20 protein-coding genes are annotated in these 21365 nt (G+C 71.5%); 15 read left to right on the top strand and 5 right to left on the bottom strand.

Features of this window, described 5'->3' with window-relative positions:
• Positions 1–4 precede the first annotated feature (4 nt).
• The gene (locus tag SMIR_RS18245; protein WP_101399177.1) at positions 5–1516 is read left to right on the top strand and encodes an FAD-binding oxidoreductase; all 1512 of its coding nucleotides are present in this window, start codon (positions 5–7) and stop codon (positions 1514–1516) included.
• 101 nt (positions 1517–1617) lie between these two features.
• Here the strand turns inward: SMIR_RS18245 and SMIR_RS18240 are convergent, their stop codons facing one another.
• On the bottom strand, positions 1618–2220 hold the full coding sequence (locus tag SMIR_RS18240; protein ID WP_168493636.1) for a TIGR03086 family metal-binding protein: 603 nt from the start codon (positions 2218–2220) through the stop codon (positions 1618–1620).
• Positions 2221–2375: 155 nt separating this feature from the next.
• On the opposite strand from SMIR_RS18240, the gene SMIR_RS18235 reads away from it, so the two are divergent.
• Together SMIR_RS18235 and SMIR_RS18230 are read left to right on the top strand one after the other, a co-directional pair.
• Positions 2376–3410 carry a helix-turn-helix transcriptional regulator gene (locus tag SMIR_RS18235; RefSeq protein WP_212727178.1) on the top strand — a complete coding sequence of 345 codons (1035 nt, stop codon included), beginning with the start codon at positions 2376–2378 and terminating at the stop codon, positions 3408–3410.
• 113 nt (positions 3411–3523) lie between these two features.
• Positions 3524–4366 (top strand): NAD(P)H-binding protein, encoded by an 843-nt coding sequence (locus SMIR_RS18230; protein WP_168493640.1) that lies wholly within the window; start codon positions 3524–3526, stop codon positions 4364–4366.
• Positions 4367–4548: 182 nt separating this feature from the next.
• Here SMIR_RS18230 and SMIR_RS18225 read toward each other — a convergent pair whose 3' ends face one another.
• The gene (locus tag SMIR_RS18225; RefSeq protein ID WP_168493642.1) at positions 4549–5202 is read right to left on the bottom strand and encodes an FMN-dependent NADH-azoreductase; all 654 of its coding nucleotides are present in this window, start codon (positions 5200–5202) and stop codon (positions 4549–4551) included.
• A gap of 104 nt (positions 5203–5306) precedes the next feature.
• Between SMIR_RS18225 and SMIR_RS18220 the strand changes: the two genes are divergently transcribed.
• From SMIR_RS18220 to SMIR_RS18205, 4 genes are all read left to right on the top strand, one after another.
• Positions 5307–5678 carry a winged helix-turn-helix transcriptional regulator gene (locus SMIR_RS18220; protein ID WP_054237231.1) on the top strand — a complete coding sequence of 124 codons (372 nt, stop codon included), beginning with the start codon at positions 5307–5309 and terminating at the stop codon, positions 5676–5678.
• A 136-nt stretch (positions 5679–5814) separates the two neighbouring features.
• Positions 5815–7317, top strand: coding sequence for a DUF2252 domain-containing protein (locus tag SMIR_RS18215; RefSeq protein WP_168493644.1), 1503 nt, complete (start codon positions 5815–5817; stop codon positions 7315–7317).
• A 58-nt stretch (positions 7318–7375) separates the two neighbouring features.
• Complete coding sequence (locus tag SMIR_RS18210) at positions 7376–8275, top strand: hypothetical protein (protein WP_168493646.1); 900 nt, start codon at positions 7376–7378, stop codon at positions 8273–8275.
• 71 nt (positions 8276–8346) lie between these two features.
• Positions 8347–8676 (top strand): rhodanese-like domain-containing protein, encoded by a 330-nt coding sequence (locus SMIR_RS18205; RefSeq protein WP_168501169.1) that lies wholly within the window; start codon positions 8347–8349, stop codon positions 8674–8676.
• A 160-nt stretch (positions 8677–8836) separates the two neighbouring features.
• Here the strand turns inward: SMIR_RS18205 and SMIR_RS18200 are convergent, their stop codons facing one another.
• Positions 8837–9970: an acyl-CoA dehydrogenase family protein gene (locus tag SMIR_RS18200; RefSeq protein WP_168493648.1), complete on the bottom strand. Its 1134-nt coding sequence runs from the start codon at positions 9968–9970 to the stop codon at positions 8837–8839.
• A 366-nt stretch (positions 9971–10336) separates the two neighbouring features.
• Between SMIR_RS18200 and SMIR_RS18195 the strand changes: the two genes are divergently transcribed.
• The 3 genes from SMIR_RS18195 to SMIR_RS18185 are packed head-to-tail and all read left to right on the top strand — an operon-like array spanning position 10337 to position 13136.
• Positions 10337–11170, top strand: a complete 834-nt coding sequence (locus tag SMIR_RS18195) for a DUF5819 family protein (RefSeq protein WP_168493650.1) — start codon at positions 10337–10339, stop codon at positions 11168–11170.
• Positions 11167–12396: an HTTM domain-containing protein gene (locus SMIR_RS18190; RefSeq protein WP_168493652.1), complete on the top strand. Its 1230-nt coding sequence runs from the start codon at positions 11167–11169 to the stop codon at positions 12394–12396. Before SMIR_RS18195 ends, SMIR_RS18190 begins: the two co-directional genes overlap by 4 nt.
• Complete coding sequence (locus SMIR_RS18185; RefSeq protein WP_168493654.1) at positions 12393–13136, top strand: TrmH family RNA methyltransferase; 744 nt, start codon at positions 12393–12395, stop codon at positions 13134–13136. Before SMIR_RS18190 ends, SMIR_RS18185 begins: the two co-directional genes overlap by 4 nt.
• A 22-nt stretch (positions 13137–13158) precedes the next feature.
• Here SMIR_RS18185 and paaN read toward each other — a convergent pair whose 3' ends face one another.
• On the bottom strand, positions 13159–14859 hold the full coding sequence (paaN, locus tag SMIR_RS18180) for a phenylacetic acid degradation protein PaaN (RefSeq protein ID WP_168493656.1): 1701 nt from the start codon (positions 14857–14859) through the stop codon (positions 13159–13161).
• 148 nt (positions 14860–15007) lie between these two features.
• On the opposite strand from paaN, the gene SMIR_RS18175 reads away from it, so the two are divergent.
• Positions 15008–16522 (top strand): 3-hydroxyacyl-CoA dehydrogenase, encoded by a 1515-nt coding sequence (locus SMIR_RS18175; protein WP_168493657.1) that lies wholly within the window; start codon positions 15008–15010, stop codon positions 16520–16522.
• Entirely contained in the window at positions 16519–17109 is a 591-nt protein-coding gene (locus tag SMIR_RS18170; protein ID WP_168493659.1) for a TetR/AcrR family transcriptional regulator, read from the top strand. The genes SMIR_RS18175 and SMIR_RS18170 overlap by 4 nt, the downstream gene beginning before the upstream one ends.
• Before the next feature lie 43 nt (positions 17110–17152).
• Here the strand turns inward: SMIR_RS18170 and SMIR_RS18165 are convergent, their stop codons facing one another.
• Positions 17153–17653: an Lrp/AsnC family transcriptional regulator gene (locus SMIR_RS18165; protein ID WP_373558965.1), complete on the bottom strand. Its 501-nt coding sequence runs from the start codon at positions 17651–17653 to the stop codon at positions 17153–17155.
• A gap of 173 nt (positions 17654–17826) precedes the next feature.
• Here SMIR_RS18165 and pdhA point away from each other — a divergent pair, with 173 nt between their 5' ends.
• Genes pdhA through SMIR_RS18150 form a run of 3 tightly spaced genes read left to right on the top strand, consistent with a single transcriptional unit; the run spans position 17827 to position 21361 of the window.
• Entirely contained in the window at positions 17827–18975 is a 1149-nt protein-coding gene (gene pdhA / locus SMIR_RS18160) for a pyruvate dehydrogenase (acetyl-transferring) E1 component subunit alpha (RefSeq protein WP_168493661.1), read from the top strand.
• Positions 18972–19976 (top strand): alpha-ketoacid dehydrogenase subunit beta, encoded by a 1005-nt coding sequence (locus SMIR_RS18155; RefSeq protein ID WP_101399209.1) that lies wholly within the window; start codon positions 18972–18974, stop codon positions 19974–19976. The genes pdhA and SMIR_RS18155 overlap by 4 nt, the downstream gene beginning before the upstream one ends.
• Positions 19976–21361 (top strand): dihydrolipoamide acetyltransferase family protein, encoded by a 1386-nt coding sequence (locus SMIR_RS18150; protein ID WP_168493663.1) that lies wholly within the window; start codon positions 19976–19978, stop codon positions 21359–21361. The genes SMIR_RS18155 and SMIR_RS18150 overlap by 1 nt, the downstream gene beginning before the upstream one ends.
• The last annotated feature ends 4 nt before the right edge of the window (positions 21362–21365 follow it).

The raw sequence follows: 21365 nt of genomic DNA, 5'->3' as shown, positions 1-21365 counted from the left end.
ATCCGTGATCACTCGTAGAGCACTGATCGGTGCGGGAACGGCCGCCGTCGGTCTGGCCGTCCTGCCCAACAGCCCTGTCTCCGCGGGCTCTTCCGCCCCCTGGAGCACCCTCGCCGGCAAGCTCCAGGGACAGCTGGTGCTGCCCACCGACTCCGGCTACGGCGTGGCCAAGCAGCTGGAACTCGGCCAGTTCGACTCGGTCAACCCGCAGGCCGTCGCGTACTGTGTCAGCTCCTCCGACGTCTCCGTCGCGCTGCGCTTCGCCCAGGACAACGCACTGCCGTCCGCGGTCCGCAGCGGCGGCCACAGCTTCGGCGGCTACTCGACCACGCCCGGCCTGATCATCGACGTGTCGCGGCTCAACGCGATCACCGTCGGCAGCGGCACCGTCGACATCGGCCCCGGCGCCAAGAACGTCGAGATACTCAACGCGCTCGCCCCGCACGCCCTGGTGGTCAGCGAGGGCGGCTGCCCCACCGTGTCGGCCGGCGGCTTCCTCCAGGGCGGCGGCTTCGGCTTCCTGACCCGCCCGACCGGCATGGCCTGCGACGCGATCACCTCGGCCGAGGTGGTCCTCGCCGACGGCTGCGTGGTGACCGCCTCGCCGACCAGCCACCCCGACCTCTTCTGGGCGATCCGCGGTGGCGGTGGCGGCAACTTCGGCGTCGTCACCCGCTTCACGGTCACCCCGCACGAGGGCGACCAGATGGCCATCAGCAACCTGATCTTCCCGTACGACCGCGCGGCCGACGTGCTGCACGGCGTGGGCCAGTGGCTGGTGGACGCCCCCCGCACCATCGGCGGCGGCGCCTACCTCGTCCAGGCCGACGCGGCGCCCGGCACCGTACCGGCGCTCAACGTCTTCCTCGCCTCCCGCGGCACCCCGGCCGAACTGGCCTCGGAGGCGGCGAGGCTGCTGTCGCTGACCGGCGCGGTGACGGCCCGCCAGGACGCGGTCATGACGTACCAGCAGGTCATGATGATGATCTTCGGTTGCAGCACTCTGACCCAGGACCAGTGCCAGCGCGCCGGGAAGTCGCCGAGCGGGGTGCTCACCCGGCCGGCCTTCGGTCTGGAGCGGACCCGGCTGGGCAGCGCGCCCTACGCGCAGAGCGACTGGGCGAACGTGGTGACGGCCTTCGACGCCGACCGCAAGGCCGGGCAGGCCCGGTACCTCGACTTCCACTTCTTCGGGGGCGCGGCCAACGACCCGGCCCGCACCGACACGGCGTACGTGCACCGTGACTCGCTCTTCTCCGTCAACTACCGGGTCCTGATCAACGACCCGGCCCAGGTCACCGCCGAGACCAAGGCCGTCGCCACGAGCTGGGTCGACCACGGGTTCGACACCATCGACCCGCTGTCCAACGGCGAGACGTACCAGAACTGGATGGACGCGGAGCTGCCGAACTGGCGGCAGTCGTACTACGCCGAGAACTACGCGCGGCTGAAGGTCGTGAAGGCGAAGTACGACCCGTACCGCTACTTCAAGTTCGCCCAGGGCATCGGAGCCTGACGCTTCGTGAACCCGGACGTCTCATGAGCCCGGACATGTGGAAGGGCCGCCGGATCGATGTCCGGCGGCCCGCCCGCTCGATCGTCTGCCGCGTCGTCTCGTCAGGGACGACGTCCGTACCAGCCCACCAGTTTGTCGATGTCGGGAGCGTCCTCGTGCACCTCCACCACCGGACCGAACGGCACCTGGCCGCCGCGGGGTTCCGCGGGCACGGCCCGGTGCATGTTGGCCAGCGGCGCGGCGAGCATCTCCGGGTCCCACTCGGGGCTCTGACCGGTCGCCTTCGCCAGGTCCCAGGCGTGCAGCACGAACTCGTTGGTGTAGATCACCGAGGCGACCACCCCGGGCACCGGGCCCCAGGGCAGGCCGATCTGGCGGCCCAGTACGGCCGGGTCCGACCACACCGCGTCGAACTCCTTCGTCGCCTCCGCCCATGCCTTGGCCCAGTCGCCGTCGGCGACGTCCTGGGCGAAGTGCGGAACGCTCATGAAGGAGCCGCCCGCGCCCATGACGGCGACCCGGCGCAGCACGGACACCACGTGGTTGGCCATGTCACGGACCGAGTAGTCGGGACACGGGGTGACGGTGTCGTACTGCTCGGGGCGCAGCGCGGTGAGCGTACGTCCGGTGAGCTCGACGGCCTTGAACAGGCCGCCACGGGGGTCGGTGGGCGGGTTGGCGGGGGGATTGGTGCTGTCAGCCATGTCTTGAGTCATGTCTTCATCGTCGACGTCAAACAGGTCATCTTGTGGCCTATTACTGAAGCCTCATCAGATCTTGCTGAAAATAGATGTATTGGCTCAAAGCATCTCAAAATCTCAGATCTCAGATCTCGAAATCTCGGAGGGGGCCGGTTGCTGTGAAGGCTGACCGTCTGGTGGCGACCCTGCTGCTGCTCCAGGCGCGCGGGCGGGTGACCGTGCGCGAGGTGGCCCAGGAACTGGAGGTGTCGGAGCGCACCGCGCGCCGGGACCTGGAGGCCCTCACCACCGCCGGTGTCCCCGTCTACTCGCAGCGCGGCCGGGGCGGCGGCTGGAGCCTGGTCGGTGGCGCCCGCACCGATCTGACCGGTTTCACCTCGCGGGAGATCGGGGCGTTGTTCCTGGCCGCGGGCCCCTTGTCGGCCTCGCCCGAACTGCGTGCCGCGTTACGGAAGTTGATGCGGGCAGTGCCCGCGCCCATGCGGCCGCACGCCGAGGCGGCCGCCAAGGCCATCCTCATCGACGGTGTCGACTGGTCGCGCACGGCGGGTGGCGGCGGCCCCCACCAGCACACCCTGGAGCGGGCGGTGCTCGACGGCGAACAGGTCCGGCTCGGCTACGCCCATCCCGACCGGGCTCCCGGCGAGCGCACGGTGCACCCGCTCGGCCTGGTCTCGAAGGCCGGCCGCTGGTACCTCGTCGCCGGGACCGAGGAGGGACTGCGCACCTTCCGGCTCAGCAGGGTCACCTCCGCGACCCGGACCGGTGAGCCGGTGCGGCGCCCGGAGGGTTTCGACCTCGCCGCCGCCTGGCGGGAGCTGGCCGCCGAGGTGGAGCAGCGGCTGACCGCGGCGACCGTACGGGCGCGGGCCGACCGCGACGCCCTGCCGGTGCTGCGGCAACTGCTGGGCGGGCGGTTGCGGACGGGCGAGGCCCAGATCGACGGCCGGGTCGAGTTCACGGCCGACGGTCCGTCGGTGGAGGTGCTCGCCGCGCAACTGGCCGGTCTCGGCAGCCGCGTCGAGGTGCTCGATCCGCCGGAGGCGCGGGAGTCGCTCGTACGGCTGGGCCGCTCGCTCACCGCGGTGTACGGCGGCCGCGAGGAAGAGACCCGCTCGGATAGCCACTTTCCTGTAGGTACCTACTATACGGAGGATGTTAGCGTCCCTGTCATGGCCGCCAACCACGGATGACCGGCGGATTTCCCACACCGTCCCCACGCCATCCCCCACGCCATGCCCCACACCGATGAAGCCAATGACTGCTGATTACTGGTTCGGATTAACGCACTAGGGAGTTGTTTTTGATGATTGTCGTCACTGGAGCCACCGGAAATGTCGGACGTCCGCTGATCGAGGCGCTCGCCGAGGCGGGGGAGCAGGTCGTGGCGGTCTCGCGCCGCCCGCTGCCCTCTCCGACGGACGGTGTCCGCCACGCCCAGGCCGACCTCGGCAGCGCCGAGAGCATGCGGCCGGTCCTCGAAGGCGCCGACGCCTTCTTCATCCTGCTCGCCGGCGAACTGCTCGGTTACGGCGAGGCCGCGACCGACCTGCTGGCCGCCGCCAGGGACGCCGGCGTCAAGCGGGTCGTCCTGCTCTCCTCGCAGATCAACGCCACCCGCCCCGACTCCGCCTCGCACGGCAGGCTGCGCGAGTTCGAGGAGGCCGTACGCGGCTCGGGCCTTGACTTCACGATCCTGCACGCGGGTGGATTCGCCTCCAACGCCTTCGCCTGGGCCGAGTCGGTCCGTGCCGACCGCACGGTCTTCGCCCCGTTCGGTGACGTGGCCCTGCCGGTCGTCGACCCCGCGGACATCGCCGCGGTCGCCGCGGTCGTCCTGCGCGAGGACGGGCATGCCGGTCGTACGTACGAGGTGACCGGCCCCGAAGCGGTCAGCCCGCGTGCGCAGGCCGAGGTGATCGCCGAGGCCATCGGTGAGGAAGTGACCTTCGTGGAACTGACCCGCGAGGCCGCCCACACCCACATGGCCCAGTTCATGCCCGAGGACGTCATCCCCGGCACCCTGGACATCCTCGGCGCCCCGCTCCCCGCCGAGCAGCGGGTCAGCCCCGATGTGGAGAAGGTCCTGGGCCGCCCGGCCACCCCCTTCTCCGGCTGGGTGCGCCGCAGCCTCCCGGCGTTCAAGTAGCTCGCACGGCTCGCTCGGCCCGCTTGTACCCCCGGTACCGCCGCCGGATGCCCGCTGCGATCCATCCCCCGCGGCAGTGGGCATTCGGCGGCCCATACGGCCACACGGCAGTACGTATCACGACAGTACGTATGGTGCGTCGTCAGGGGGCGCCGGGGCTTGCCCGGCCTTCCCCGGAGGGGCTACGCGGCGAAGCGCTCGGCGAACTCCTTGGCCTTCGTGACCGCCTCGTCGACGGCCTTGGCGCGGGAGGCCTCGTAAAGGGGGATGAGGTCGGCCATCGCCGGGTTGTGCGGCGCCATCGTGAGCTCCGGGACGATGACGTGGACGTCCAGGGCGAGGGTGTCGCGCAGGATCGCCTCCAGGTAGTTCTGGACGTACTCGTAACCCTCGCGCGGGGTGCCCGGCGCGTAGGAGCCGCCGCGGCTGGCGACGACCGTGACCGGGGTGCCCTTGACCTTCGAGTCCTCGCTCATGGCGGTACGGCCGATGAGGATCACCTGGTCCAGCCAGGCCTTGAGGGTCGAGGGGATCGTGAAGTTGTACATGGGCGCGCCGATCAGGATCGCGTCCGCCTGCTCCAGCTCCTCTATGAACGTCAGGCGCTCGGCGAAGGCGGCGGCCTGCTCGGGGGTGTGCGCGTCCGCGGGGGCGAAACCGGCGGTGTGGGCGTCGGCCGTGATGTGCGGGACCGGGTTCACGGCGAGGTCGCGGTAGATCACGGTGCCCTGCGGGTGCTGCTCCTCCCAGGCCTTGCGGAACGCGTCCGTGACCGTGCGGGAGGCGGAGGCTGCGCCCGGGAAAACGGACGAGTCGACGTGCAGGAGGGTGGCCATGGGGAATCTCCAGGAGAAGGGGGCGAACTTTTTGTACTGGACTAGAGATAACACAGCTACTTACTTTTTTTCATCCCCTCACGGGAACACAGTACCCTGGACCCATGCCAGAGCCGGGGACTCATGACGCAGGGCCGTGCCAGAGGGTCGACGACGGCATGGCGCGCGTCTTCCAACTACTCGGGAAGCGCTGGACCGGCCTGGTCGTGGCCGTGCTGCTGCCGCACCCCGCGCACTTCGCCGACCTGCGCAGAGCGATCCCCGGCATCAGCGAACGGATGCTCTCCGACCGCCTCACGGAACTCGGCGCGGCGGGGCTGGTCGTCCGCGAGGTCGACGAGGGCCCTCCGCTGCGGGTCGTCTACGGCCTGACGGAGGCGGGCGCCGCACTGCAGCCCGCGCTCGTGGAACTCGGAACCTGGGCGGAGAAGCACCTGCCGGGGGGCCCGCCGTGCCCGGGCGAACTCCGCAAGTGACCCTGAACCGGGGCTGATTCGGAGGGGCCGGGTTTTCCACAGGCCGGGAGTTGTCCACAGGGTCTGACGCGTTTCAGCCACCGGCGGTACGGTCATCACGAGTTGATGTTCGTGCGTGACGGGGGAGGCAGTCGGTATGACGGATCTTGGTGCAGCGGATCAGGCGCAGCAGGACCAGCGGAGCCGGCCGGGCGGGCAGGACCATCAGGGCGAACAGGACCACCAGAGCGAGCAGGGCCGACAGGCGTCCAGGATCTCCGGGGTCTTCGGAGTACGCGGATTCGCGGGCCGGCCCGTGCAGGCCGCACCCAAGGAAGAGGGCAAGGCGCTGCGCCGACGGGTGCCGCGCGCCGCGCACGCGGAGCTGACCTTCGACGCCGGCCGCCCGGACGCGGTGACCGCCGTCGAGGAGTCCAACCTCGGCCGGATCCCGGAGCTCACTCCGATACGGGTCGGCAGGATGGCCGCCACCCCCTTCGCCTTCCTGCGCGGTTCGGCGGGCCTCATGGCCTACGACCTCGCGCGCACCCCCACGACCGGCATCGCCGCCCAGATCTGCGGCGACGCCCACGCGGCCAACTTCGGCCTGTACGGAGACGCGCGCGGCGGCCTGGTCATCGATCTGAACGACTTCGACGAGACGGCGCACGGCCCCTGGGAGTGGGACCTCAAGCGCCTCGCCACCTCGCTCGTGCTCGCGGGCAGGGAAGCGGGCGCGGACGAGGACGCCTGTCGCAAGGCCGCCCAAGACGCGGTCGGTGCCTACCGACGCACGCTGCGGCTGCTGGCGAAGCTCCCGGTACTGGACGCGTGGAACGCCATCGCGGACGAGGAACTCGTCTCCCACGCCGACGCCCACGACCTGCTCGGCACACTGGAGCGGGTCATGGAGAAGGCACGGGCCAACACCAGCGGACGGTTCGCGGCCAAGTCGACCCAGCCGACGGAGGACGGCAGCCACCGCTTCGTGGACGCGCCCCCCGTGCTGCGCCGTGTACCCGACGCGGAGGCGGCGGCGGTCGCGGCCTCGCTGGAGCACTACCTGACCACCGTCTCCGAGGACCGTCTCCCCCTCCTCGCGCGGTACGCGGTGCACGACGTCGCCTTCCGCGTCGTCGGCACGGGCAGCGTCGGCACCCGCTCCTACGTCGTGCTGCTCCTCGACCACCGCGGCGAACCCCTGGTCCTCCAGGTGAAGGAGGCCCGCGCCTCGGCGCTGCTCCCGCACCTGGCGACGGCCGGTCACGCCATACCGGAGGTGCCGCACGAGGGCCGCCGGGTCGTCCTCGGCCAGAAGCGCATGCAGGTCGTCAGCGACATCCTGCTCGGCTGGACCACCGTCGAAGGCCGCCCCTTCCAGGTACGCCAGTTCCGCAACCGCAAGGGCAGCGTCGACCCCGCCGCCCTCGCCGCCGACCAGGTCGACGACTACGCCCGCATGACCGGCGCCCTTCTCGCCCGCGCCCACACCCACACCGCCGACCCCCGCCTCATCGCCGGGTACTGCGGGAAGAGCGAGGAGCTGGACGAGTCCATCGCCTCGTTCGCCGTGGCCTACGCCGACCGTACGGAGGCGGACCACGCGGAGCTGGTCACGGCGGTCAGGGAAGGGCGGGTGGCGGCGGAGCTCGGGGTGTGAGCTCCCCCGGCCGGGGGAAGGCCGCGAGTCGTACGGGGCCGTGGCCTAGTCTGGTCGGGTGACGACCCCGGAAGCCGAGCACAGCGAGTCCGACCGTACCCAGGCCGAGGATGCCCGGCCCCAGGGCACCGGGGATGCGGATGCCCACGACGAGTCCGCACCGGAGGCGGCGCCCGAGGCGCAGGCGCGGCCCGAGGAGCGGCTCGAGCGGGCCGTGCGGGCGGCCGAGCAGGCGTTGATCGAGTTCGAGATCGCCGTGGAAACCTTCCGCGTCGAGGTCGAGAACTTCTCGCGCCTGCACCACCAGAAGCTCGGCCCGATGTACTCGCGCCTCGACGAGCTGGACGCGCAGATCGCCGAGGCGGTCGCCGCGCGCACCGGGGACGTGGAGGACATACGCAAGGCGGACGAGGCGCGGGCGCGGGTCATGCCGATGCCCGGGGTCGAGGAGCTCTTCCACGGCTGGATGGACTCCGAGGGACTGTTCCCCGAGGCGGTGGCGATGCTGACGGACCAGCCCGTACGCCCCCCGCAGCGCGTGCGTCCCAGCGAGGAGGCCCGTCAGCTCTACCGCGAGCTGGTCCGCAAGGCCCACCCTGACCTGGCTCAGGACGACGACGAGCGCAGGCGGCGCGACGAGTTCATCGCCCGGGTCAACGCCGCGTACAGCCGTGGCGACGAGGCCCTGCTGCGGGAGCTGTCCGAGGAGTGGGCGGCGGGCCCGGTGCCCGAGGAGTGGAAGCCGAGCCGCAGCGAGGAGCTCTACGCCCGCCTCGAGTGGCTCGCCCAGCGCAAGGAGCTGCTCGCCCTGGTCGCCCGCGAGCTGGAGGAGAGCGCCATCGGCGCCATGCTCAAGCTGGCACCGGAGGACCCGGACCGGCTCCTGGAAGAGATCGCCGAGCAGCTGCTGGCCCAGGTCGACGAGCGCGAGAAGGAGCTGGCCCGGCTGGTCGGCTAGGGCCTGTCCGGTGGGGCTTCGGGCCGCCTGCGCGGTCGGGTAGCGTCGGGGGCATGAGTTTTGGATCTGGTGTGCCCACGGTCGAGGTCGGGGATCTCGCGGACGGAGACTTCCTGCTGGACGTCCGGGAGGACGACGAGTGGCAGGCGGGCCATGCCGCGGGGGCGCTGCACATTCCCATCAGTGAGTTCGTCGCACGCTACAGCGAGCTGACCGAGGCGGCGCCGCAGGACGGCAGGGTCCATGTGATCTGCCGCTCCGGGGGCCGTTCGGCGCAGGTCACGATGTACCTGGTCCAGCAGGGCATCGACGCCGTGAACGTCGACGGTGGCATGCAGGTCTGGGCCGCCGCCGGCCGCCCGGTCGTGGACGACAAGGGCACCCCCGGCTTCGTGCTGTAGCCGCCGGCAGGGGTTCACGCCCGCTGGAGCCACTCGTACAGGGGTTCACGCCGGCGCCCGCCTTTGCCGAGCGGCGATCATCACGCCGCGCGGCGTCCCACTGCTGCCCGGGGCTCGCCCATGCCCGGAGAGGCGAGGACGCGCCGCGGGCGTGGGGGGTTCAGCCCAGGGGATGGGCCGCGAGCAGATCCCCCAGTGCCTCCTCGTGTGCCGCCGCCGGTCCGAGCGACAGTTCGAGTTGCTTGGCCCAGGCGTGGTACCGGTGCAGCGGGTAGTCGACGTCGGCGCCGAACCCCCCGTGCAGATGTTGCGCGGTCTGCACGACCCGCCGTACCCCTTCCGACGCCCAGATCTTGGCGACGGCCACGTCCCCGGAGGCAGGAAGCGCACCCCCCGCTCCCGTACTGATCCGCCACGCGGCCTGCCACAGCGTCGCCTCCATCGCCCGCAGGTCGATATAGCGGTCGGCGGCCTGCACGGCGACGGCCTGGAACGTGGCGACCGGGAACCCGAACTGCTCCCGCTTGCCCGTGTACGCGCTCGTCATCCCGAGCACCCGCTCACCGAGCCCGAGCGCCAGCGCGCATGTTCCGGTGGCCAACAGCTCCCGCAGCCACTCCCACGCCCCGTCCGCTTCGATGACATCCCGGGCGGTGATCCGCGCGGACTCCAGACGCAGCTCCCCGAGCCGTTCGCCGGTCGTGGAGATCTGCTCACCGCGGACGACCCCCTCGTGGACCCGGGGCACCAGCGCGAGGACCGTCCGGCCGCCGCCCGTGTGCGCGGGTACGACGGTGAAGTCGGCGTTCTCCGCCCACGGAACCGCCGTCTGCACCCCGTCCAGCACCCACGCGCCACCGTCCCGCCGTGCGGTCACGGCGAGTTCGGCCGGGTCGTGCCCGGTCCGCCCGTTCGCCGCGACGGTCAGCACGACCTCGCCCCGGCCCGCCCGCGCGAGCAGCTCCGCCTTCAGCTCCTCGCCGCCGTACGCCTGTACGGCCACCGCCGCCGCACTGTTCTCCAGCAACGGCACGCGCGCCAGCACCTTCGCCGCCTCGCGCAGCACCAGGCACAGCGCGATCGCGTCGAGGCCGGCCCCGCCGTACTCCGCGGCGAGCAACAGACTCAACAGATCCGCATCGGCGAGCCTCGCCCACAGCGCCCGGTCGAAGTCGTCGGCGACGGCGCCCGCGGTGACCGCAGGACTGGGCACTCCGTCCGGCGCGACCCCGCCGAACACCGCCTTCGCCGCCTCGACCGCCGCCTGCTGCTCCTCGGTGAAGGTGAAGTCCACGGTCCTGTCCTCCCACGCACCGACCCACCGACCCGGCGGACACCGGATCTGACGGAGCGTCAAGATAGAACAGGTTCTACAAGAAGGGAACGGTTCGACCGCGGAAGCCCCACCGTCCCGACAGACCGATCGTTCGGTTTGTCGCGTCATGTACTGGGGCTTGCGGCCGTAGGGTGTCCACCGCTGTGGATAACCTCGGGGTCGCTGTTGTGTCGCTGTTGTGCGCACTGTGCCGAATGGGGCTGTGCCTGGCGGTCCGGCCTGAGTACCGTTCCCCTGCGCACGCCGCGGTGTGGTGCGCGCGGGTGCCACGGCGCCGCGCGGCCCGGCGGCGGGAATCGGACCGGGATCGGGAATCGGGGCGGAATGGACGAGTACGACGAGGGCTCGAAGGCCCGGCACCTGCCGGACGGCCCTGACGGCTCCCTGCCCGAGGGCCCCGCCTCCGCCGGTTCCACCCCTGACAGCACCCCCTCCATGGACCAGGAACCCGTCCCCCAGGCATCCGCCGCCGATCCCCCCGCCCCCGTTCCAGTCCCCACCGGCATAGCGTCTCTCCCCCTCCGCTCCCAGGTTGTCGCCGCCCTCGCCCTCGCGGTCGTCGCGGTTGTCGCCTGTGTGCACCTCGGCATGGTGTTCCTGCACGTCGCGCCCTCGAACACGGTCACCAAGCAGCACGGCCGGGCGATCGACGACTGGATCTACCCGGAGTTCGAGCAGAACTGGAAGCTCTTCGCCCCCAACCCGCTGCAGCAGAACATCGACGTCCAGGTCCGTGCCCAGGTCCGCGGCGCGGACGGTGGCATCACCGAGACCGGCTGGTACGACCTGTCCGCGCTGGACGGCGCGGCGATCGACGACAATCTGCTGCCGAGCCACACCCAGCAGAACGAACTGCGCCGGGCCTGGGACTTCTACATCGGCACGCACGACAACCAGAACCGCCCGGTGGGCCTGCGCGGCGACCTTTCCCAGCGTTATCTGCGCCGGGTCGTCATGCTGCGTCTCGACCGTGAGGGGGCCGACGGCAAAGGCGCCGTCGTCGAAAGCGTCCAGGTCCGTTCCCGTACCACCAACGTGCCGCCCCCGAAATGGAGCGAGGAGCAGGTGTCCGACACGCCCGTCCTTCGCGAGCTGCCCTGGTGGACCGTTCCCGAGGAGGACGTGACGGACGCGCGGAAGGAGGCGAGCGCCCGATGAACCGCATCGCAGTGTCGATCTCGCGCGGTATCGCCCGGGTCACCGACGCCGCCCTCGGCCCGTACCAGACGGCCGTGATCCGCATCGGCTTCGCCGCCACCTGGCTGCTGTTCCTGCTGCGCGAGTTCCCGCACCGCCAGGAGATGTATGGCCCCGACGGACCGTGGAAGTGGGACTTCGCCCAGCGGCTCGTCGCGGACAACCACGCCTTCACGATCCTGATGTGGTCCGACAGCCAGGTGTGGTTCGAGATCGTCTACACCCTGGCCGTCCTCTCCGCTCTCCTGCTGCTGGTGGGCTGGCGGACCCGCACGATGTCCGTGCTCTTCATGGTCGGCGTGCTCTCGCTGCAGAACCGCAGCATCTTCATGGGGGACGGCGGCGACAACGTCATCCATCTGATGGCGATCTATCTGGTGTTCACGCGCTGTGGACAGGTGTGGTCGCTGGATGCCCGGCGGGCCCGGCTCGCGCGGGAGGCACGCGCGCGTGGGGACCTCCCGCGGGCCGGGGTCCAGGACCGGGTCGGTCTCGTCCTGTGGGCGGCGCTCGGCCTGCTGCTGGCCGCGGCGACCGGCGCGGGGCGGCTCAGCCCCGGCTGGCTGGTGGTCTTCTGGGGGCTGTGGGCGGTCCAGGCGCTGTGGTGGGCCGTCGGCCGCCTGGCGCGCGCCGCTGAGCCTCGGACCCTGCTCGATGTCATCGCCAACGCCGTGCACAACGCGGCCCTGCTCGTGATCACGGCCGAGGCGTGTCTGATCTACGCGACCGCCGGCTGGTACAAGATCCAGGGCTCGCGCTGGCAGGACGGCACCGCCGTCTACTACCCACTCCACCTGGACTACTTCTCCCCCTGGCCCGCGCTGTCCGACCTGCTGGCCTCACACGGCACGATCGTGATGCTGGTGACCTACGGGACGGTCGCCGTCCAGGTCGCCTTCCCCTTCACTCTGATCAACCGGCGCGTCAAGAACGTCCTGCTGGCCGCCATGATGACCGAGCACGCCGTGATCGCCGTGGTCCTCGGGCTGCCGTTCTTCTCGCTCGCGATGATCGCCGCCGACTCGGTGTTCCTGCCGACGTCGTTCCTGCGGCGCCTCGGCGGATGGGCGGCACACGCGCGTGGACGACTGTTCCCGCCCGGCGCCCGCAAGGTGCCGGGCCAGCGCGCTCAGGAGCCGCGCACCCCGGAGCCGGCCGAGGACCCGCACGTAGGCTTCACCGCATGAAGGACCCCGTGAGCGCCTGGCGCCGCCTCGCCGACACCTCCGTCCTGCTCGACGGCTTCCACGCCCTCAAGCACGCCGTGCGCTTCCGCGCCGAGGTCCTGGTGGCGGTCACCGGCGACCGGCAGGCGGCGCTCGCCCTCACCGACGAGCTGGCCCCGGACATACGGGACACCCTGGACGCTCTCCTGGTGGAGGTCCCGGAGGCCACGTACCGCTCCCTCGTCCCGCGTCCGCACCCGACCGCGGTGGCCGCGTTGGCGGTACGTCCCTCCCGCGAGGCCAATCTGCGGGAGCTGGCCCGCACGCCCCGCACCGCCCCCGTGGTGGTCCTCGACCATCCGCGCAACCTCGGGAACGCCGGTGCCGTGATCCGCCTCGCGGCCGGCTTCGGCGCCACCGGCGTCGTCACCACCGGCACCCTCGACCCCTGGCACCCCACGGTGGTGCGGGGCGGGGCGGGCCTGCACTTCGCGACCGCCGTGGAGCGGCTGACGGTGGCCGAGCTGCCGTCCGGGCCGGTGTTCGCCCTCGACCCGGACGGCGAGGACATCCGGGGACTGAAGCTCCCGGACGACGCCGTGCTCGCGTTCGGCTCCGAGCGCAGCGGCCTCTCCGCCGACCTGCGCGCTCGTGCCGATCACTTGGTGTCGCTCCCGATGCGCCCCCAGGTCTCCAGCTACAACCTGGCGACGAGCGTGGCCATGACCCTGTTCCACTGGAGCGCCCCGCAGGGGCAGTAGGGCCTGTCCGGCGGATCGGGCCCTAACGCCGGACCTCCACCACCCGGAACCGGTTGGCCACGAAGCCCCCGTCGCACAGCGCGGCGTTCGCCGCCGGGTTGCCCCCCGACCCGTGGAAGTCCGAGAACGCCGCCGTCTGGTTGACGTATACGCCGCCCGTCAGATTCAGGGACAGCTGGGCGCACTCCTCCAGACAGGCCTCCTGCACGGCCTCCTCGACGACCTCGTCGGTGGTGTACGCCCCGACGGTCATCGCCCCCTTCTCCCGGACGGTCCGGCGCAGCAGCTCCACCGCGTCCCCCGCCGAGTCGACCGCGACCGCGAAGGACACCGGTCCGAAGCACTCGTTCATGTAGGCGGCCTCGTCGTCGGCACCCTCCCAGTACTTCCGCGCGCCGTCGAGCTTCACGATCACCGGGGTGCGGACGACCGCGTCCGGGAACTCCGGGTTGGCGATCTCCCGCGAGGCGAGGGCGACCTCGCCGAGCCCCGCCGCGGCCTCCAGGCGTGCCTTGACGTCAGGGTTCACGATCGCGCCCAGCAGCCCGTTGGCACGCGCGTCGTCCCCGAGGAGTCCGTCGACCGACCGGGCGAGGTCGGCGACCACCTCGTCGTACGACTTGGAGCCCTCCTCCGTACGGATGCCGTCGCGGGGGATGAGGAGGTTCTGCGGGGTCGTGCACATCTGGCCGCTGTACAGGGACAAGGAGAAGGCCAGGTTGGACAGCATCCCCTTGTAGTCGTCGGTCGACTCCACGATCACCGTGTTGACGCCGGCCTTCTCCGTGTAGACCTGCGCCTGGCGGGCGTGGGTCTCCAGCCAGTCGCCGAACGCCGTCGACCCGGTGTAGTCGATGATCCGGATCTCGGGGCGCACGGCCAGGGTCTTGGCGATGCCCTCCCCGGGCCGCTCGGCGGCCAGCGCCACCAGGTTCGGGTCGAAGCCCGCCTCGGCGAGCACCTCGCGCGCGACCTGGACGGTGAGCGCGAGCGGCAGCACCGCGCGCGGGTGCGGCTTGACGAGCACGGCGTTGCCGGTGGCCAGGGAGGCGAACAGGCCCGGGTAGCCGTTCCACGTCGGGAAGGTGTTGCAGCCGATCATCAGCGCGATGCCGCGCGGCACCGGCGTGAACTGCTTGGTCATCGCGAGCGGGTCGCGCTTGCCCTGGGGCTTGGTCCACTCCGCGGTGTCGGGGGTGCGGACCTGCTCCACATACGCGTACGCCACCGCCTCCAGGCCGCGGTCCTGCGCGTGCGGGCCGCCCGCCTGGAACGCCATCATGAAGGCCTGGCCGCTGGTGTGCATGACCGCGTGCGCGAACTCGTGCGTGCGGTCGGCGATCCGCTTGAGGATCTCCAGACAGACCATCGCGCGCATCTCCGCGCCCGCGTCGCGCCAGGCCCGCTGTCCGGCCCGCATGGCGGGCAGCAGCACGTCGACGTCCGCGTGCGGGTAGGTGACGCCCAGCTCGATGCCGTACGGGGAGATCTCGCCGCCCACCCAGTCGTCGGTGCCGGGCTGGCCGAGGTCGAGGCGGCTGCCGAGGAGGGCGTCGAAGGCGGCCTTGCCCTCGGGCATGCTCAGGCTGCCGTTCTCCCCGTAGGCCTTCGGGTGCTCGGGGTGCGGGGACCAGTACGCGCGCGTACGGATCGCTTCCAGTGCCTGGTCGAGCGTGGGCCGGTGCTGGGCGGTCAGCTCGTGCGCGGTCAGTTCGGCGGCCATGCGGGACCATCTCCTCGTCTCAAGAACTCTTCGCTGAGCTCATGACCTGGGCAGAAATAGCCGGACAGAGTTAGAGTAACCGAACGATCGGTCGGGACAAGGGGGTCCGCCGCATCTGTGGAAAACCCCGTGCGGGAGGATCGCGCACATGACAGCACTCGACCTCAACAGCCCCGTGGCCGTCGTCGGCACCGGCACCATGGGCCAGGGCATCGCCCAGGTCGCGCTCGTCGCGGGCCACCCCGTGCGGCTCTTCGACACGGTTCCCGGGCGTGCCGACGCGGCGGCCGAAGCGATCGGCGCGCGTCTCGACCGGCTCGTCGAGAAGGACCGGCTCGTCGCCGCCGACCGGGACGCGGCACGCGCCCGGCTGCACCCCGCGCACAGCCTCGCCGAGCTGGCGGACTGCGCGCTCGTCATCGAGGCGGTGCTCGAACAACTCGAGGCGAAACAGCAGCTGTTCCGCGAGCTCGAGGACATCGTCGAGCACGACTGTCTGCTCGCCACCAACACCTCGTCCCTGTCCGTCACGGCCATCGGCGGCGCCCTGCGCAACCCCGGCCGTCTGGTCGGACTGCACTTCTTCAACCCGGCGCCGCTGCTGCCGCTGGTGGAGGTCGTCTCCGGGTACGCGAGCGACTTCTCGTCGGCCACGCGCGCGTACGAGACGGCACGCGCCTGGGGGAAGACACCGGTCGCCTGCGCCGACACCCCCGGCTTCATCGTCAACCGCATCGCCCGACCCTTCTACGCCGAGGCCTTCGCGGTGTACGAGGCGCAGGCCGCCGACCCCGCGACGATCGACGCCGTCCTGCGCGAGTCCGGCGGTTTCCGGATGGGGGCCTTCGAGCTGACCGACCTGATCGGCCAGGACGTCAACGAGTCCGTGACGCACTCCGTGTGGCAGTCCTTCTTCCAGGACGTGCGCTTCACGCCCTCGCTCGCCCAGCGGCGGCTCGTCGAGTCCGGCCGGCTCGGCCGCAAGACGGGGCACGGCTGGTACGACCACGGGGCCGACGCCGAGCGTCCCGAGCCGCACACCGCGGAGAAGGCGCAGGCGCCCGCGTACGTCGTCGCCGAGGGTGATCTGGGTCCGGCATCCGAACTGCTCGCGCTGATCCGCGAGGCCGGAATCCAGGTCCGCGAGGACGAGGAGGACCACGGGACCCGACTGGTGCTGCCCAGCGGCGGCCAGCTGGTCCTCGCCGACGGCCAGACGTCGGTCGAGTTCCGCGACGTCGTCTACTTCGACCTGGCGCTCGACTACCGCCGAGCGACCAGGATCGCCCTTTCGGCCTCCCAGGACACCGCCCCGCAGACCCTCTCCGAGGCCGTCGGCCTCTTCCAGGCGCTGGGCAAGACCGTCAGCGTCATCGGGGACGTTCCCGGCATGATCGTCGCCCGGACCGTGGCGAGGATCGTCGATCTTGCGCACGACGCCGTCGCCAAGGGCGTCGCCACCGAGGAGGACATCGACACCGCGATGCGGCTCGGGGTCAACTACCCCCTGGGCCCCTTCGAATGGAGCCGCAGGCTCGGCCGGAGCTGGGCCTGCTCCCTTCTGGACGACCTGCACCAGCGCGATCCCTCCGGGCGCTACGCGCCCTCTCTCGCGCTCTACCGCCACGCGTACGCCACCGAGAAGCGCGAGGGAACCTCATGACCACCGCCAAGCGTGACACGTACACCCCGGAGAGCCTGCTCTCCGTCGCCGTCCAGGTCTTCAACGAACGCGGCTACGACGGCACCTCCATGGAGCACCTCTCCAAGGCGGCCGGCATCTCCAAGTCGTCGATATACCACCACGTCACGGGCAAGGAGGAGCTGCTGCGCCGCGCCGTCAGCCGGGCCCTGGACGGCCTCTTCGGCATCCTCGAGGAGGAGCACGCGCGCGTGGGGCGTGCGGTGGAGCGCCTGGAGTACGTCGTACGGCGCATGGTCGAGGTGCTCACCGCGGAACTCCCGTACGTGACCCTGCTGCTGCGCGTGCGCGGCAACACGGGCACCGAGCGCTGGGCCCTGGAGCGGCGCCGCGAGTTCGACCACCAGGTGGCCGAACTCCTGAAGGCCGCGGCCGCCGACGGGGACGTACGCGGCGACATCGAGGTCCGCCTCGCGACCCGCCTGGTCTTCGGAATGATCAACTCGCTCGTCGAGTGGTACCGCCCCGACAGCCGGGGCATGGGCGAACGCGAGGTCGCCGACGCGGTGGCGCAGCTGGTCTTCGGAGGGCTCCGGAACGAGGCGTGACGCCTCTCCCGCCCCCGGCACGGAGGTCACCCCTCGGGCTCGGTCACCCCTCCGGCTCCAGGTCCTCCTCCTCGAAGACCAGGAGTGTTCGGGTGCTGAGGACCTCGGGGATGGCCTGAAGGCGGGTGAGGACCAGTTCGCGGAGGGCTCTGTTGTCGGGGGTGTGCACCAGGAGCAGGACATCGAAGTCGCCGCCCACCAGAGCGATGTGGGAGGCGCCGGGCAGCACCCTGAGCTGCTCACGGACCGTGCGCCAGGAGTTCTGCACGATCTTGAGGGTGATGTACGCGGACGTGCCCTGCCCGGCGCGTTCGTGGTCGACGCGCGCCCCGAAGCCGCGGATCACGCCGTCCTCGATGAGCCGGTTGATCCGCGCGTAGGCGTTGGCGCGGGACACATGGACCCGTTCGGCCACGGAGCGTATCGATGCGCGGCCGTCCGCCTGGAGCATCTGCAGGATGTCCTGGTCGATGGCGTCGAGCGGACGGGCGGGCGGCGGGACGGGGCCGGCCTCCGGCGGCTCGGCCATTTGTTCAGGTGCCATGTCCCCCCGCCTCCCTACCATGGACGTACTGCGTCCATCTCAGGCTGTGCAGAACCGTTTGTCCACAGCCTGGCGGTGCCTGTAGCCAAAATGTGCCGACGACCGAACAATCGGTAGGTGAGGCGCCTCACACCCGTGCAGCGCCCAAGCCGCTCCCACGAGGAGGTGCCGTCATGACGGTCATGGAGCAGCGAGGCGCTTACCGGCCCACGCCGCCGCCCGCCTGGCAGCCCCGCACCGACCCCGCGCCGCTGCTGCCCGACGCGCTGCCCCACCGCGTCCTCGGCACCGAAGCCGCCGCGCAGGTCGACCCGGGCCTGCTGCGCCGCCTGTACGCGGAACTGGTGTGCGGCCGTCGCTACAACGCGCAGGCCACCGCCCTCACCAAACAGGGCCGCCTCGCCGTCTACCCCTCCAGCACCGGCCAGGAGGCCTGCGAGGTCGCCGCCGCGCTCGTCCTGGAGGAGCGCGACTGGCTCTTCCCGAGCTACCGCGACACCCTCGCCGCCGTCGCCCGCGGCCTCGACCCCGTCCAGGCCCTCACCCTCCTGCGCGGCGACTGGCACACCGGCTACGACCCCCACGAGCACCGCATCGCACCCCTGTGCACCCCCCTCGCCACCCAGCTCCCGCACGCCGTGGGCCTCGCGCACGCCGCCCGCCTCAAGGGCGACGACGTGGTCGCGCTCGCCCTGGTCGGCGACGGCGGCACCAGTGAGGGCGACTTCCACGAGGCGCTGAACTTCGCGGCGGTCTGGCAGGCCCCGGTCGTCTTCCTCGTCCAGAACAACGGCTTCGCCATCTCCGTCCCGCTCGCCAAGCAGACCGCCGCCCCCTCCCTGGCCCACAAGGCCGTCGGTTACGGAATGCCCGGCCGACTGGTCGACGGCAACGACGCGGCGGCCGTGCACGAGGTCCTGAGCGACGCCGTGCGCCACGCGCGCGCGGGAGGCGGTCCGACGCTGGTCGAGGCCGTGACATACCGCATGGAGGCCCACACGAACGCCGACGACGCCACCCGCTACCGCGGCGACTCCGAGGTCGAGACCTGGCGGGCGCACGACCCGATCGCCCTCCTGGAGCACGAGTTGACCGAGCGCGGCCTGCTCGACGACGACGGCATACGGGAGGCCCGCGAGGCCGCCGAGACCATGGCCGCCGACCTGCGCGCTCGCATGAACCAGGACCCGGTGCTCGACCCCATGGACCTCTTCGCCCACGTGTACGCCGAGCCCACACCTCAACTGCGTGAGCAGGAGGCGCAGTTGCGCGCCGAGCTCGCGGCCGAGGCCGAGGCCGAGACGGAGGGTACGGCCCGATGACCACTGTCGCGCTCAAACCCGCCACCATGGCGCAGGCCCTCACGCGCGGGCTCCGCGACGCCATGGCCGCCGACCCGACCGTCCACGTCATGGGCGAGGACGTCGGCACCCTGGGCGGCGTCTTCCGTGTCACCGACGGGCTCGCCAAGGAGTTCGGCGAGGATCGCTGCACGGACACCCCGCTCGCCGAGGCGGGCATCCTGGGGACGGCCGTCGGCATGGCCATGTACGGGCTCAGGCCGGTCGTGGAGATGCAGTTCGACGCGTTCGCCTACCCGGCGTTCGAGCAGCTGATCTCCCACGTGGCACGGATGCGCAACCGCACCCGCGGCGCCATGCCGCTCCCGATCACCATCCGTGTCCCGTACGGCGGCGGCATCGGCGGCGTCGAGCACCACAGCGACTCCTCCGAGGCGTACTACATGGCGACCCCCGGGCTCCATGTCGTCACCCCCGCGACCGTCGCCGACGCCTACGGGCTGCTGCGCGCCGCCATCGCCTCCGACGACCCGGTCGTCTTCCTGGAGCCCAAGCGCCTGTACTGGTCGAAGGACTCCTGGAACCCCGACGAGCCACCGGCCGTTGAACCGATAGGCCGCGCGGTGGTGCGACGCCCGGGCCGCAGCGCCACGCTCATCACGTACGGGCCGTCCGTGCCCGTCTGCCTGGAGGCGGCCGAGGCGGCGCGGGCCGAGGGCTGGGACCTCGAAGTCGTCGACCTGCGCTCGCTCGTGCCCTTCGACGACGAGACCGTGGCGGCATCGGTACGGCGGACCGGACGCGCGGTCGTCGTGCACGAGGCCGGCGGTTACGGCGGCCCGGGCGGCGAGATCGCGGCCCGCGTCACCGAGCGCTGCTTCCACCACCTGGAGGCGCCGGTGCTGCGCGTCGCCGGTTTCGACATCCCGTACCCGCCGCCGATGCTGGAGCGGCACCACCTGCCCGGCGTCGACCGGATTTTGGACGCCGTGGGGCGTCTGCAATGGGAGGCGGACAGCTGATGGCCCAGGTGCTCGAGTTCAAGCTCCCCGACCTCGGTGAGGGCCTCACCGAGGCGGAGATCGTCCGCTGGCTGGTGGAGGTCGGCGACGTCGTAGCCGTCGACCAGCCCGTCGTCGAGGTCGAGACGGCCAAGGCGATGGTCGAGGTCCCCTGCCCCTACGGAGGCGTGGTCACCGCACGCTTCGGTGAGGAGGGCACGGAACTGCCCGTGGGCTCCCCCCTGTTGACCGTCGCGGTCGGCGCGCCGTCCTCCGGCGAAGAGACCGAGGGCTCCGGCAACGTGCTGGTGGGGTACGGCACCGGGGCGCCACCGGCGCGACGCAGAAGGGTACGGCCGCCCGCCGGGGCAACCACTCCGCCCGGGGCGCACACGCAGACCCGGCCCGCGCACCACTCCGCCGCCGACAACCACCCGGGCGCCCCGGCGCGGGAGCCCAGGCCGGCCCATGACTACATCGCGACGACGGCACGCGCCGAGGGCCCCGTGCCGGTGATCTCCCCGCTCGTCCGCAGGCTCGCCCGGGAAAACGGCCTGGACCTGCGGACCTTGGTGGGCTCCGGCCCCGACGGGCTGATCCTGCGGTCGGACGTGGAGCACGCGTTGCGCTCGGCCGGCACCCCGGTCCTGGAGCCGGAAACCGCACTCGCCCCGCACACCTCCGAACCCGCCCCTGTGGCCCCGGCACCTGCCACGGCCGGCACCCGCATCCCCCTCCGAGGCATCCGCGGCGCGGTCGCCGACAAACTCTCCCGCAGCCGTCGCGAGATCCCCGACGCGACCTGCTGGGTGGACGCCGACGCGACGGAACTCATGCACGCGCGCAGGGCGATGAATGCCGCCGGCGGCCCCAAGATCTCCCTGCTGGCGCTGCTCGCCCGCATCTGCACCGCCGCACTGGCCCGCTACCCGGAGCTCAACTCCACGGTCGACACGGAAGCTCGCGAGATCGTCCGCCTCGACCACGTCCACCTGGGCTTCGCGGCACAGACCGAGCGCGGTCTCGTCGTCCCCGTCGTCCGGGACGCCCACACGCGCGACGCGGAATCGCTGAGCGCGGAGTTCGCCCGGCTGACCGAGGCCGCACGCACCGGCACACTGACGCCCGCGGAACTCACGGGCGGCACCTTCACGTTGAACAACTACGGAGTGTTCGGCGTCGACGGCTCCACGCCGATCATCAACCACCCCGAGGCCGCCATGCTCGGCGTCGGCCGGATCCTCCCCAAGCCCTGGGTGTACGAGGGCGAGCTGGCCGTGCGCCAGGTCGTCCAGCTCTCGCTCACCTTCGACCACCGGGTGTGCGACGGCGGCACGGCGGGCGGCTTCCTGCGGTATGTGGCGGACTGCGTCGAACAGCCGGCGGTGCTCCTGCGTTCCCTGTGATCGC

The organism is Streptomyces mirabilis (assembly GCF_018310535.1).
In the GTDB taxonomy this organism is placed as follows: domain Bacteria; phylum Actinomycetota; class Actinomycetes; order Streptomycetales; family Streptomycetaceae; genus Streptomyces.
Note: the sequence above shows the minus strand (reverse complement) of the source record. Positions and strands in the feature narration are given on the sequence as shown.

Excerpts from the sequence above, each read along its gene's own strand:
- SMIR_RS18185 (WP_168493654.1), top strand. The coding sequence starts at position 12,393 with ATGAAGGACCCCGTGAGCGCCTGGCGCCGCCTCGCCGACACCTCCGTC.
- SMIR_RS18165 (WP_373558965.1), bottom strand. The coding sequence starts at position 17,653 with ATGGCACCTGAACAAATGGCCGAGCCGCCGGAGGCCGGCCCCGTCCCG.
- SMIR_RS18215 (WP_168493644.1), top strand. The coding sequence starts at position 5,815 with ATGACGGATCTTGGTGCAGCGGATCAGGCGCAGCAGGACCAGCGGAGC.
- SMIR_RS18195 (WP_168493650.1), top strand. The coding sequence starts at position 10,337 with ATGGACGAGTACGACGAGGGCTCGAAGGCCCGGCACCTGCCGGACGGC.
- SMIR_RS18240 (WP_168493636.1), bottom strand. The coding sequence starts at position 2,220 with ATGGCTGACAGCACCAATCCCCCCGCCAACCCGCCCACCGACCCCCGT.
- paaN (WP_168493656.1), bottom strand. The coding sequence starts at position 14,859 with ATGGCCGCCGAACTGACCGCGCACGAGCTGACCGCCCAGCACCGGCCC.
- SMIR_RS18220 (WP_054237231.1), top strand. The coding sequence starts at position 5,307 with ATGCCAGAGCCGGGGACTCATGACGCAGGGCCGTGCCAGAGGGTCGAC.
- SMIR_RS18155 (WP_101399209.1), top strand. The coding sequence starts at position 18,972 with ATGACCACTGTCGCGCTCAAACCCGCCACCATGGCGCAGGCCCTCACG.
- SMIR_RS18230 (WP_168493640.1), top strand. The coding sequence starts at position 3,524 with ATGATTGTCGTCACTGGAGCCACCGGAAATGTCGGACGTCCGCTGATC.
- pdhA (WP_168493661.1), top strand. The coding sequence starts at position 17,827 with ATGACGGTCATGGAGCAGCGAGGCGCTTACCGGCCCACGCCGCCGCCC.
- SMIR_RS18150 (WP_168493663.1), top strand. The coding sequence starts at position 19,976 with ATGGCCCAGGTGCTCGAGTTCAAGCTCCCCGACCTCGGTGAGGGCCTC.
- SMIR_RS18225 (WP_168493642.1), bottom strand. The coding sequence starts at position 5,202 with ATGGCCACCCTCCTGCACGTCGACTCGTCCGTTTTCCCGGGCGCAGCC.
- SMIR_RS18190 (WP_168493652.1), top strand. The coding sequence starts at position 11,167 with ATGAACCGCATCGCAGTGTCGATCTCGCGCGGTATCGCCCGGGTCACC.
- SMIR_RS18170 (WP_168493659.1), top strand. The coding sequence starts at position 16,519 with ATGACCACCGCCAAGCGTGACACGTACACCCCGGAGAGCCTGCTCTCC.
- SMIR_RS18175 (WP_168493657.1), top strand. The coding sequence starts at position 15,008 with ATGACAGCACTCGACCTCAACAGCCCCGTGGCCGTCGTCGGCACCGGC.